Raw genomic sequence first — 12,793 nt, 5'->3', positions numbered from 1 at the left:
GCGCTTGCTCCTAGGCTGCTCTAGCCTTGGCCGTCTGCGGCATTTTGCGGGAGTGTGGTTCGGCACTGGCGGCAGCTTCCTTGAGCCGAACGCCGCGCCCCTCACCCTGACTCGGCGCTCCTTCTCCGATGAGTTCGATTCCGGCCGTGTTCAGCGCGCCGACCAGCTTCATCAGTGAATCGACATTCCCGCGGATCACACCGTCGCTGCCTTCCATGCGCTGGATCGTCGGCACAGAAAGCTGGGACAGCGCTGCAAGGCCGCGCTGATCGATCCCGAGAAGGKCGCGTGCGGCCCTTAGTTGCGCTCCGGTGATCATGGGCTTGCCAGTGATAGCTGCGCACCGAATGTCGAAAATAATTTGTACGCCCTGAGGAGCTTTGCTTCAACTATGGCTTTCGATGTCTAGAGCATCAAACTGCAGGACCATTCGTTGACGTGGAGCAACGCCAAATGGCCAAGCCTGAGGGATTGATGAGCTTCTGGGCGTACGGCTCGCACCTCAGTGCAGATTCCTTGACCCGAGCGCGAGCGACCATCGGAGCAATTCGCAATAGGTCCAACTTGGATGCCGCCTGTGTGATTATGTTCGTTCAACTATATAGGCGGTGAGGGAGAGGCGATGCTTAAGGATATTCGGACTGGTATAATCCTGGTTGCAGCAATTGCGCTCTCCTGGGGTGCAATTTACATTTTAATGGGCGTCACACCCATCTCTGCTGTCTTGGCTGCTGTTATTGCAGGCGCCATTCGAATTTATGCTGCCAGGTAATGACTTTAACCGATACCAGAATATGTTGTTTATTGGTGATTGTGAGTCGATTTCTGCCGCGCATGAATATTGGATACGTTTGAGGTTCATGAGGCTTGATTCTGTGCGAACGTTGCTGGAATCATGGACTTGCCATTGAATGCTATGCGCCGAATGTCGATTTGAGACGCCCGGCGACCCGCAGTCGTCACAATGAAACCAGTCCTGTCTCAACTTRCCCCTCCGGGAAACGCTCATCGACACTGCGGCGACCATCGCGCCGCGTGTCATCGTCCGGCAGGGCAAATGACTGGTCCCTGAACACTACGCATCGACGAGAGCCTGTGCCGTGCCGAATTGTTCCCGGCCGAGCGCGCGGTACAGGCGGATAGGGCGCGCGACCAAGAAGTTGATTGAGATCAACCAGCCCATGCTCGAGGTGCATATAGTCCCGCCGCAACGAGCATAGATCAGCAGTCATTGCACATCGGATAATGCCCGCACGCGATGCGCGCTAGGGAGGCGCATATGACGGGAAAAACCTACGCGGAATGGCTGAAACAGCTAGAGAAACTGGAGCGAGAGCAACTCCGCCACTATGCCGCCAACCGTCAGAAGGAAGGCGACGCCGTTGGCAAACAGATCGAACAATGGATCTGCGGCGGGCGCGCGCACGGTTTCTGCACGCCAGACGGGCGGCCATTGCCCAAATGGCCACGCCCATGTTGAGCAGACGGCGCGGCGCAAGGCCGCTTTCGATTGAGGGCGAGAACGCCGCATGAGCGGCGGGGTCAGGATGCAAAGCCTCAACTGCCCACAAGCAGACGCTGCGAAGGGCAGCTAAGGGCCGATTGTGTTGAAGAAGTCGGTGTTGCTGGGAGCTTGAGGTTCTGATTCATTCGTCGCTGCGGAGGGCAGCGCGATGATGGGCGAGCGGACGGTTGCGCAGGAGGCACTGTTCTACGAGTTCAGCCTGGAACGGCACGTCCCTGCGGACCATCTGCTGCGCGCCATCGATCGCTTTGTCGATCTGTCCGGCATTCGTGCGCATTTGCGCCCGTTCTACAGCGAAACCGGCCGACCTTCGATCGATCCCGAGCTGATGATCCGAATGCTGATCGTCGGCTACTGCTTCGGCATCCGCTCCGAGCGCAGGCTCTGCGACGAGGTCCATCTGAACCTGGCCTATCGCTGGTTTTGCCGGCTCGGCCTGGAGGGGGATGTACCCGACCATTCCACCTTCTCGAAGAACCGGCACGGTCGCTTCCGCGACAGCGATTTGCTGCGCGAGGTCTTCGAGATCACGGTCAGGCGCTGCATGGCGGAGGGGCTGGTTGGCGGCGAGGGGTTTGCCGTCGATGCCAGCCTGATCAAGGCCGACGCCAATCGCCAGAACGGCGTACCCGGCAAGGACGGGTTGGCGCCCGAGGCCGCCAACCATGCGGTGCGCGAGTATCTGGCCGTGCTGGACGATGCCGCCTTCGGCGCGGCGACACCGGTCGTGCCCAAGTTCATCTCGCCGGCCGATCCTGCCGCGCGCTGGACGGCCGCCCATGGCGGGCAGGCCTTCTTCGCCTATGCGACGAACTACCTGATCGATCTGAAGCATGCCGTCATCATGGACGTCGAGGCGACCACGGCCGTGCGGCAGGCCGAGGTCGGCGCCGCGCGAACTATGATCGGGCGCACGCAGGACAGGTTCGGCACATGGCCTGAGAAGCTGGTAGCGGACGCCGCCTATGGCTCGGCCGAGAACCTGGCCTGGCTGGTGCACGAGCGAGGTATCGAGCCGCATATTCCGGTGTTCGACAAATCCCGGCGCCGCGACGGCACCTTCAGCCGTTCCGACTTCGCCTATGATCACGATCGCGATCTCTACATCTGTCCGGGCGGCAAGGAACTTCGGCAGTTCCGACGGCCCTTCGCGGTGCCGCGCGACGGTATCGATCCTGAAGGCCTCATGCGCTACCGGGCGATCAAGAGCGACTGCGACGCCTGTTCCCTGAAGCCAAAGTGCTGTCCGAAAGATCCTGCTCGCAAGATCCTCCGCTCCATCCACGAAGGCGCCCGCGACATGGCGCGCGATATCGCCGCCACCGATGCATACGTAACCTCGCGACGAGAGCGGAAGAAGGTCGAGATGCTGTTTGCGCACCTGAAGCGCATCCTCAAACTCGATCGCCTGCGCTTGCGAGGACCATGCGGCGCCCGCGACGAGTTCCTCCTCGCAGCCACCGCCCAGAACCTCAGGAAAATGGCGAAGCTGATGCCGGCCGGAGCACTGCCCCTGGCGGCATGAGGGCGAACGCCCTCTCAGCGACCCGTTCAGCATCAATCGGCAGCCGACCCCAGCGCCGACTTCTTCAACACAATCGGCCAGAGAATGCCCTGAGCGGCGAGCGGCAACCAAACAATTCTCACGTGTTGTAGCCCCATTCATTTCCCCAGATCATGACCGAGTGCCCCGTCGAGACCGCCCGGTACTGGCGGTCTGGTGGCTCGAAATCGGCCGGCCTGATCGGGCTCCTGATCTCTGCGTTCGAGACGAACCGGGGTTGATGGCGGCGGGCGGGATCCGCAATCGGGACCGCAGCGAGCAATCGTTTCGTATAGGGATGCTGCGGGTTGCCGAAGATCGCGGCGCGGGGCCCGATTTCGACGATCTCGCCGAGATACATGACCGCGACCCGGTGGCTGAGCCGCTCCACCACGGCCATGTCGTGCGAGATGAACACGTAGCTCAACCCCATCTGGGCTTGCAGATCGAGCATCAGGTTGACGACCTGGGCCTTTACCGAGACGTCCAGCGCCGAAACGGACTCGTCGGCGACGATCAGGCGCGGTTCGAGCGCCAGCGCGCGGGCAATGCAGATGCGCTGGCGCTGCCCTCCCGAAAACTCGTGAGGGTAGCGGCGGGCCATGTCGGCCTGCAGGCCGACACGCTCCAGCAGGTCCGCGACCTTGTCTCGGGCTCCAGCCCGCGTGGCGAGACCATGGATGACGAGTGGCTCGGCGATCGCCGCACCCACCGTCTCGCGCGGGTTGAGGCTTCCGAACGGATCCTGGAAGATCATCTGGATGCGCCGGCGCTGCTCGCGCAATTCGTCCGCCCCCAGCTTCAGCACGTCCACGCCGTCGAGGAGGATCGAGCCGGCCTCGGGCTCGACCAGCCGCAACAGGGAGCGCCCGGTCGTCGACTTGCCGCAGCCGGATTCCCCGACCAGCGCCAGTGTCTCTCCCGAGCGGACATCGAAGGAGACATTCTCGACCGCATGGACCCGCCCCGTKACGCGGCCGCGGATGGCGGAACGGATGGGGAAGCGCGTCGTCAGGTTGTTGACCTCCAGAACAGAGCGCTCGTGATCCTTCACGGTATCGGGCACCTCGAYCGGGACATCCGACGTACCGGTGCTGCGATCGACGATCGGGAAGCGCATGGGCCGCTCGCGGCCGTTCATCGAGCCGAGCTTCGGCACGGCCGCGAGAAGCGCCTTGGTGTAGGGATGTTGCGGCTGCCGGAAGATTTCGGCCGTGGGGCCGGACTCGACCGCCTCGCCGTTGTACATCACCACGGTTCGATCGGCGATTTCGGCGACCACCCCCATATCGTGTGTGACGAAGAGGATCGACATGCCCTCTTCCTGCTGAAATTCCTTTATGAGCTCCAGGATCTGCGCCTGGATAGTGACATCGAGGGCCGTGGTCGGTTCGTCTGCGATCAGGAGCTTCGGCTTGCAGGCGAGTGCCAGGGCGATCATCACGCGCTGGCGCATGCCTCCCGACAATTCAAAGGGGTACTGATCGAGACGACGCTCCGGATCCGAAATGCGGACCTTCCGCAGCATGTCCAAAGCGAGGTCGCGCGCTTCCGATTGCGAACAATCCCGATGCGCCAGGATCGCCTCGGCAATCTGATCGCCGATCCGATAGACCGGGTTGAGGCTGGTCATCGGCTCCTGGAAGATCATCGCGATGTCGCTGCCGCGGAGCGAGCAGGCTGTCTCCTCCGAGAGCCGGGCGAGATCGTAGGTTCTGCCCGATTTCGCAGCGAATTCGATCCGCCCGCCGGTCACGCGCGCAACGCCTTTCGGCAGAAGCCCCATGATTGACAGGCTGGTGACCGACTTGCCCGAACCGGACTCGCCGACCACCGCAAGGGTCTCGCCGCGCCGCAGATCGAAGGAGATGTCCTTCACCGCGGCCACCGCGCCGTTCGGCGTGGCGAATTCGGTTCGCAGCCCCGCTACGGAAAGCTGGACGTCCTGGGGAAGAGGAGCGTCGGTCCGATCCTGAAAATCGCCTTTGCGTTCTCCGCCCTCGGGCAGGCCCCTCAGTTTGGTCGTGCGGGGATCGAACACGTCGCGCACGGCGTCGCAGAGCGCGTTGACGACGAAGATCGTCGTCACCAGTGCAGCGCAGGGCCAGACGAGGCCGAGCGGATTGATCTCCAGATAGGCGCGCGCTCCACGGATCATCAGGCCCCAGGATGGCGTCGGCGGCACGATGCCGAGCCCCAGGAAGCTCAAACCGGATTCGACGACGATTGCCGATGCGACCACCAGCGAGAACTGCACGAAGAGCGGCGCGGCGATATTGGGCAGGATCGTCCGCCGCAGGATGCGGGAGGGGCCCGCTCCAAGGGCGCGCATCGCCTCGACATATTCCTTCTGCTTGACGGCGCGGACCTCGCCATAAGCGATCCGGGCGAATTCCGGGGCGTAGAAAACGGCGAGTGTGACGATTAGGGTCGCAGTGCCCGGGCCGGTCAGGGCAATGACGAGCAGGGCGAGCAGGATCGGCGGGAAGGCCAGCATGAATTCCGCGGTGCGGACGGTGAGCACCTCGGCGACACCGCCGAAATAGCCGCCGACCATGCCGGCGCTGATGCCGACGAGGGCCGCCACAGCGCCGGTCGCGAGAGCGACGCTGAGCGACACCTGCGCACCGTAAAGCAGCCGGCTCAACACATCGCGGCCGAATTCGTCCTGCCCCAGCCAGTGCTCGGCCGAGGGCGGCGCCAGGCGGCCCGCGATATCCAGGCTCAGGGGATCGTAGGGAGCGATCACCGGCGCCAAGACGGCGATCAGGATCAGAATGGAAAGCGCGATCAGCGAAGGCGCGAGATGGCGCGCCCTGGGATTCCGCCACAGCGAGACGAGGCCGTTCATAACGCACGCACCTGTGGATCGAGAATCGAATAGAGGAGGTCGACAATGAGATTGAGCAGGATGAACAGCGTCGCGGTGACGAGCACCACCCCTTGGACCTCGGGATAGTCCCGGTGCTCGACGGCCCTGACGAGGAAGCCGCTCATGCCGGGCCAGTTGAAGATGAACTCGACGAGCACGGTTCCGCCGAGCATCGTCCCCATCTGGAGACCTGTGACGGTAAGGACGGGCCCCAGGGCATTGCGAACGACGTGCCGGCGCAGGACGCGCGGTTCACGCAAGCCCTTTGCCCGCGCCGTGCGCACCCAGTCCTGCTGGAGCACGTCGAGCACGGTCGCGCGCGTCATGCGGATGATGATCGCGGACAATCCCACGGCCACGGCCGTCGCTGGCATCAGCAACAGGGTGAGATGCGTTATCGGGGACTGGCTGAACGGGACAAATCCGCCTGCCGGCGCGATCCGCAGCATCAAGGCGAAGAGCAGGATGAACAGGGTGCCGAGCACGAAGGTCGGAACGGACAGTGCGAGGCTCGTCGCAGTGCCCAGCACCCGGTCGATTGCGCGCCCCCGATTGCGCGCCGCCAGAACCCCGAGCGGAATTCCTGCGAGCAAGGACAGGGCTGTCGCTGACGCGATCAGTTCGAGCGTGCGCGGCAGGCGCTGCGCGATGTTGCTCAGGACCGGCTCGTTGTCGAGAAAGCTCCTGCCGAGATCGCCGCGGGCCAGGCGCGACAGATAACCGGTATATTGTTCCAACAGCGGGCGATTGAGGCCGAGGCGCGAGCGCAGCTCGGCCGCGACAGCGGGGTCGGGCTTGCCGCCGTCGGCCGAGAGCATGACCTCGACCGGATCACCCGGCACGATATGCAGGATCATGAACACGGCCGTGGCCACCATGAAGATCATCACGGCGGCTACCGCGCATCTTTTTACGATATAGGCGAGCATGATGCGGCTCTCTGACCTCTCTGCGCGCTCAACCGATCGAGGCGGTGTCGAAGGCCATGCCGACCTGATTGTTCATCTGGTCGGAGAGGACCTTGAAGCCCTTGACCCGATCGCGCACGCCCCAGCCTTGAGCCCGGAAATTGAGGAAGGTGACGGGAACGCTGTCCGCGACGGAGCGCTGCAGGTCGGCATAGATCTTCACACGGGCGCCGGTGTCGCTTTCGTGGCGGCCCTTGTTCAGCAGTTCGTCGAGCTTCGGGTCCGACAGGCCGAAGGAGCGGCGATACGAATCGGAGCCCGAACCGAAGAAGGCGGTCAGATCATCGGGGTCGCCCAGATCCGGCCCGCCTCCGTTAATGGCGAAGTGATAGCGCCCTTCGTTGCCCTGGCTGACCCGGACGCCCCATTCCGGAAGGCTGAGCTTCACCTGCATGCCGATGGCGGCCAGGTGCTGCTGCATGATCTCGGCGATGTCCTTGTGGAAGCCGTAGGTGCTCGTGGCCAGCAGCGTCGCCTGGGCGTTCTGGGCACCGGCCTCCTTCAGCAGGCTCTTGGCGCGATCGGGATCATAGGGCCAGAGATGCTCGAGTTCGCTCACGGCATAGGGCGACCCGGCCGGAAGCGGTACGCCGTCCAGGACCTTGCCGGCTCCGAAGAAGGCCGCCTTGACGATGTCCTCGCGCTTGACGGCGTGAGCCACCGCCCGCCGCACCTTCGGATCGGTGAACGGGCCCTCCTTCAGGTTGAAGACCACGTACATGAAGGAGCCGAGTGAGTTCTGAAGCGTCAGGCCCTTGGTCTGCGACAGGCCCTTCATGCTCTGCCACGGGACATATTCGATGATGTCGACATCGCCGGCGTTGAGGGCAGCGATGCGAAGGCTGTCATCGGGGTAGGCGACGAAGCGGACGGTCTGCGTCGCAGGCTGGCCCGGCCGGTAGAAATCGGTCCTGGCCTTGAAGGTCAGCGACACGCCCTTTTCCGAACTTTCCAGCCGGTAGGGGCCCGCGCCGATCATCGCATCGGGATTGTCCATCTTCCCGGCGAAGACGATCGGCGCCATCTGGCCGGCCAGCGCCAGAATGAAGGAAGGCGTTGGCTGCTTGAGCACGATGCGGACGGTCTTCGGGTCCTCCACCGCGATGGTCTCGACCGCCTGGAAGGCCTGCCGGACATAGGCCGTGGACCTCTCGCCGCGGATGGCATCGAACGAGGCCTTGACGTCGTCGGCGGTCACCGGCTCGCCATTCTGGAAGGTGGCGTTCGGGCGGAGCTTGAAGCGATAGGTTCGGGGATCGGGCTGCTCCCAGGATTCCGCGAGCTCCGGTTGCACGCCCCCCTTTTCGTCGAAGCAGAGGAGCCCGCGGAACAGCAGAGCCTTGACCGTGACGGCAGCCTGGCCCGACCAGTCGAAGGGGCGCAGGTTCGGTGGATAAGCCGACAAGGCGTAGGTAATCGTGCCTGGGGCCGCCGCATCAGCGGGCCTGGAAAAAGCTGCGGGAACGAGCAAGCCAGCGCCAATTGCGGCGCTGCCCTGCAGGAACTGGCGCCGGCTCTTCGAGAAATACCGGCCTTCCGCCATGTTTCGATTGTTCGCCATATCCCCTCTCCGTCTTGTTGTTTCTTGAATTGCAGGGCCGCTGAGCTACAGGGCCATCATTCAGTTTCAGACGAGCCCTCCGTTTGACTTCGACGGGCCGTTCTTGCCCGTCGCTACGGCGGTCTCCCTCGCGAGCCCGGCGACTGAGCGGCCTCATGAGTTTCGCCGAGCGATCCGGTTGTCCCGCACCAGACTCCCGATCCTGACCCATAAGTCCAAGTCGAAATTCGGCAGCGTATATTCCCCAAGTTATAGCTTCGACGAAGCAGCAAAGGCCGTCGCTTCGAGCACCGAAGTGCCAGAGCGTTGCGTCGGGTGCTGAGCAGGCAGACGTGATCGCTTCCGGCCGGGCCATCAGGCCGCGGCGGCGTTCATGGTCGCGATCGGCTAAAGCATCGACCCGAAAAGCAGTACCCGGGGTTTCGGGACAAAGCTCATGCAAACACAAAGGGTTAGATCATCGGACCGGATACGGTTTCTTGTCCCATGATCTAAGCAGCCGACTGTCTTCGCCCTTCACGGAGCAGCGCCAACGCCTCATTGATCAGCCTGTCTCCGTATCCGGCGCGGGCGTACTCTTCGGTCATGATGTCGTTGAGCAGATCGGCTGCGACCATCGCGACCGACCGCTCGGCCGGACTGCCGAAGCCGCCGCCGCCGGGCGTTGCAATGCGAACAGTCTCGCCGGTGTCGATGAGGAGCTGGGCGATCTTCGAGGGCAGTGCCTGCTCGCGCCCGGTCCCGGGGTTGCGCGTGACGCGGCCCACGCCACCGTTCCCACCGCCTTCCGCACCGGGCGCGCCCGCCTTGTGCCGGTCCGAGCGCGCTTCGAGATTGGTCCTGTCATGCAGCGCCCGCACGGTGCGCGCGATGCCCATTCCGCCACGCCACTGGCCGCAGCCGGCGGAATCGCGAACCAGCGCGTACTCCTCCACATGCAGCGGGAACTCGTTTTCCATTGCCTCGGTCGGAAGGTTGAGCGAATTGGTCACGTGGACATGAATCCCGTCCATCCCGTCGCCGTCGCAGCGTGCGCCACCGCCGCCCCCGACCGTTTCGCCGCAGATATAGAAGCTGCCGTTCTCGGGGCGGTGGCCGGAGAAACCAAAGGAGGGCAGCACGTCATAGGCGGAGGCGATCCGCGTGCTCGGATCCACCAACGGCTGGAAGGCGCCGAAGATCGCGCCAGCAAGGCGCTGGCAGGCGATGGTTCGCGAGCCCACCGGTGCGGGGGAGCGCGGATTGACGATGGTGCCTTCCGGCGCCCGCAGCACGATTGAATCCATCATGCCGGAATTCGCCATGAGTTCGGGATCGAGCAGCGCCTTGACGCAGTAATAGGCCGTGGCCCTGAGCGCGTTCTCGGCGATGTTGATCGCTCCGCGCGCTTCCGGCCCGCTGCCGGTGAAATCGATCACGAGTTTTCCGCTCTCGACGCTGACCGCTGCGCAAAGTGGCACCATCTCGCCGTCGGGCAGTCCGTCATCGTCGAGCCAGGCCGTGAAGCGGCTGGGGCCGCCTTCCGCCAGACCGGCGATACGCAGGTCGAGCCGCCGCTTCGTGTAATCGAGAAGGTCGCGAATGCGCGCCCTGAAACCCTCTGCGCCGATGCGGCGCACCAGCTCAAGGGCCGCATCCGAGCCGCGCTCGTTGGTGGCGACCTGGACGCGCAGGTCGAGCACTCGCTCCTCCGGCAGGCGCGAGTTCAGCGCGATCAGGCTGAGCAGGTCCTCGTCGACCTTGCCCTGGCGGCRGACCCGCATCACCGGGATGCGCAGCCCCTCCTCGAAGATCGAACGTGCCGTCGGCGAGGTCGAACCCGGCACCGCCCCGCCGACATCGGTGTGGTGGCCGATATTGACCACGAAGGCGATGAGATCCTCGCCCTGGAACACGGGGGTCGCGACCGAGATGTCGGGCAGATGGGTGCCGCCGGCGGCATAGGGATCATTGGAGATAAATGCGTCCCCAGGGCGGATCTCGGCACGCGGATAGCGCGCCAGAAGTCCTTCGACCACGCCCATCAGCGAGCCGAGATGGACAGGGATATGCGTTCCCTGCGCGACCAGTCGACCCTTGCCGTCGAACAGCCCGACTGAGAAGTCGCGGCGCTCCTTGATCTGGGCCGAGAACGACGAGCGCATCATGTTGATCGCCATCGTCTCGGTGATCGAGAGCAGGCGATTGGCGAAAACCTCCATCGCGATCGCATCGAAACCGACGATCGACCCGGCATCTCTGTTGGGCATCTGCATGATCAAGTCCTCAACGCTGCAGCGCGATATGGATGTTGCCGAAACCGYCGACCTCGGCCGTCTGGCGCGGGAGAATGACGGTGGTGCCGCTCATTTCCTCGACAATCGCCGGCCCCTCGAACGGCACGCCGGCCGGCAGGAACGCGCGCCGGTAGATCGGGGTATGAACCCAGCCGCGATCGGTGCCGAAATAGACCTGGCGCGTGTCGATCCGGGCCGCGTCGAGCGAAGTACCCTTCGTCGGAGCGACGCTCTCGCCCTTCCTGACATGGCAGACGGCCTTGAGCCGAACATTGACGACCTCGATGTCGCGCCCGTCGAGGCTGTAGCCGAACTGGTCGGCATGGGCGCGGTGGAACCGGCCGACGAATTMGTCGCGCGCGCCGTCCCGCAGTTCGTCGAGAGGCACCGGGATGTAGTGGCTCTGGCCGCGATAGCGCGCATCGAGGGTGAAATGCAGTTCCCTGGCKGCATCGGGGATGGTTTCCGTCTCGAGCCACGCGTGACCGGCCGCGGACAATTCCGCACCGAGCGCGACGAGCTGCGTCCAGCTCTCGCCGCCGACGCGGATCAGCGCCGTGCGGACGTAGTCGCGGCTGAGATCCGACAGCAGGACGCCGCGTGCGCAGAGCGTGCCGGGTTCCTGCGGGACGACGATCTTGTTGAGGCCGCACTCCTCCGCGACGTCGGCGGCATGCAGAGGCCCGGCGCCGCCGAAGGCGAAGAGCGTGAAGGCGGCAAGGTCGTGTCCATGCTCGATCGAGACCGAGCGGATCGCCCTGCTCATATTGGCCGTGGCGATGCTGACGATGCCATGTGCGGCTTCCTCGACCGAGATACCGAGCGGATCGGCGATCTGGCTGCGGATCGCCGCATAGGCGAGACCGCGATCGACCTTCATCCTTCCCTCGAGCAGGGCCACGGGGTTCAGGCGGCCGAGCACGATATTGGCGTCGGTCAGCGTCACCTCGGTGCCGCCACGCAGATAGGAGATCGGCCCTGGCATCGCCCCCGCGCTGGTAGGCCCGACCTTCAGCGCGCCGGCATCGTCGAGCCGCGCGATGCTGCCGCCGCCCGCGCCTATCACGTGGATATCGACCATCGGCATCCGCACCGGATGTCCTGCCACCAATCGGCTTGAGGTGAACTGGGCACGGCCACCGGTGATCAGCGACACGTCGGTGCTGGTGCCTCCGACGTCGAACGTGATGATCTCGGTCTCGCCGATCTCGGCGCCGAGCCGGGCCGAGCCGATCACCCCGGCGGCCGGGCCTGAGAGACAAGTCAGCACCGGCAGTTCCTCGACGGTCTGCACCGGCAGCAGGCCGCCATTGGAATGGAAGGTCAGCGGTTCGACCCGGATGCCGGAGGCCGCGATCTTCTCGCGCAGCCGTCGCAGGTATTTCTGGGTATGGKGCCCGACATAGGCGTTGAGCACGGTCGTCGAGAACCGCTCGTATTCACGAAACTCTGCAACGACTTCCGAGGAAACGCTGACATAGAGATCGGGCGCAACGCGCTTGATCAGGTCGCGCACCGCCCGCTCATGCGCGGGATTGCGGTAGGAGTGCAGGAACCCCACCGCCACCGCCTTGACGCCGCTGTCCCGCAGCTGGATGACGAGCTTCTCCACCGCCGCGAGGTCGGGCGATGCCAGCGCCGTCCCCGATTTGTCGAGGCGCTCGTCGACCTCCACCCTGCGATGTCGCTCGACCAGTTCCTCGGGCTTGCGCACGGACCAGTCGAACAGAGAGGGCCTGGTCTGGCGCCCGATCGCCAGAACATCGCGAAAGCCCTTGGTGGTCAGGAGCCCGGTCGGGACGCCGCGCCGCTCGATCACCATGTTGGTGGCGACGGTCGTGCCGTGGCCGACATAGCCGACCTCCTCGGGCGAGACCGCGTTGAGTTCAAGCATCTCGACGATGCCGGACGAGATCGCCCGCGAGGGATCGTCCGGCGTCGAGGGCACCTTGTGGAAGGCGGTCGGACCGCCATTGGTGTTGACCATCACGAAGTCGGTGAATGTCCCGCCTACGTCCACGCCGATCCGATACATGTCGCATTTACTC

General features: G+C 64.3%; 8 protein-coding genes and 1 pseudogene. 2 read left to right on the top strand and 7 right to left on the bottom strand.

Annotated features, from left to right (window positions below; translation table 11 throughout):
• Window positions 1-10 precede the first annotated feature (10 nt).
• A complete protein-coding gene (locus AC1DJT_RS12335) occupies window positions 11-319 on the bottom strand; it encodes a helix-turn-helix domain-containing protein (protein ID WP_476834147.1) in 309 nt (102 codons plus the stop codon).
• 960 nt (window positions 320-1,279) lie between these two features.
• On the opposite strand from AC1DJT_RS12335, the gene AC1DJT_RS12330 reads away from it, so the two are divergent.
• Window positions 1,280-1,480, top strand: coding sequence for a hypothetical protein (locus AC1DJT_RS12330; protein ID WP_476768011.1), 201 nt, complete (start codon window positions 1,280-1,282; stop codon window positions 1,478-1,480).
• A gap of 193 nt (window positions 1,481-1,673) precedes the next feature.
• On the top strand, window positions 1,674-3,050 hold the full coding sequence (locus tag AC1DJT_RS12325; RefSeq protein ID WP_476768012.1) for a transposase: 1,377 nt from the start codon (window positions 1,674-1,676) through the stop codon (window positions 3,048-3,050).
• 118 nt (window positions 3,051-3,168) lie between these two features.
• Here the strand turns inward: AC1DJT_RS12325 and AC1DJT_RS12320 are convergent, their stop codons facing one another.
• The 6 genes and pseudogenes from AC1DJT_RS12320 to AC1DJT_RS12295 form a co-directional block, all read right to left on the bottom strand.
• Window positions 3,169-4,989, bottom strand: coding sequence for an ABC transporter ATP-binding protein (locus tag AC1DJT_RS12320; protein ID WP_476834155.1), 1,821 nt, complete (start codon window positions 4,987-4,989; stop codon window positions 3,169-3,171).
• A 111-nt stretch (window positions 4,990-5,100) separates the two neighbouring features.
• A pseudogene (locus tag AC1DJT_RS12315) lies at window positions 5,101-5,919 on the bottom strand (ABC transporter permease); the annotation flags it as partial.
• Complete coding sequence (locus AC1DJT_RS12310) at window positions 5,916-6,869, bottom strand: ABC transporter permease (RefSeq protein WP_476770107.1); 954 nt, start codon at window positions 6,867-6,869, stop codon at window positions 5,916-5,918. The gene AC1DJT_RS12310 and the pseudogene AC1DJT_RS12315, both read right to left, overlap by 4 nt.
• 28 nt (window positions 6,870-6,897) lie before the next feature.
• Window positions 6,898-8,469, bottom strand: coding sequence for an ABC transporter substrate-binding protein (locus tag AC1DJT_RS12305; RefSeq protein WP_476834146.1), 1,572 nt, complete (start codon window positions 8,467-8,469; stop codon window positions 6,898-6,900).
• A gap of 491 nt (window positions 8,470-8,960) precedes the next feature.
• The gene (locus tag AC1DJT_RS12300) at window positions 8,961-10,724 is read right to left on the bottom strand and encodes a hydantoinase B/oxoprolinase family protein (protein ID WP_476834145.1); all 1,764 of its coding nucleotides are present in this window, start codon (window positions 10,722-10,724) and stop codon (window positions 8,961-8,963) included.
• A 10-nt stretch (window positions 10,725-10,734) separates the two neighbouring features.
• Window positions 10,735-12,793 (bottom strand): hydantoinase/oxoprolinase family protein (locus AC1DJT_RS12295; protein WP_476834144.1); only part of this gene is annotated, 2,059 nt, incomplete at its 5' end.

This window comes from Allobosea sp. 05T422_2 (assembly GCF_056396265.1).
The sequence above is the reverse complement of the archived record's forward strand: the minus strand, read 5'-3'. Positions and strand labels throughout refer to the sequence as shown.

Bases quoted from the DNA above. Each gene is read 5' to 3' on its own strand.
- AC1DJT_RS12330 (WP_476768011.1), top strand. From the start codon at position 1,280: ATGACGGGAAAAACCTACGCGGAATGGCTGAAACAGCTAGAGAAACTG.
- AC1DJT_RS12325 (WP_476768012.1), top strand. From the start codon at position 1,674: ATGATGGGCGAGCGGACGGTTGCGCAGGAGGCACTGTTCTACGAGTTC.
- AC1DJT_RS12310 (WP_476770107.1), bottom strand. From the start codon at position 6,869: ATGCTCGCCTATATCGTAAAAAGATGCGCGGTAGCCGCCGTGATGATC.
- AC1DJT_RS12305 (WP_476834146.1), bottom strand. From the start codon at position 8,469: ATGGCGAACAATCGAAACATGGCGGAAGGCCGGTATTTCTCGAAGAGC.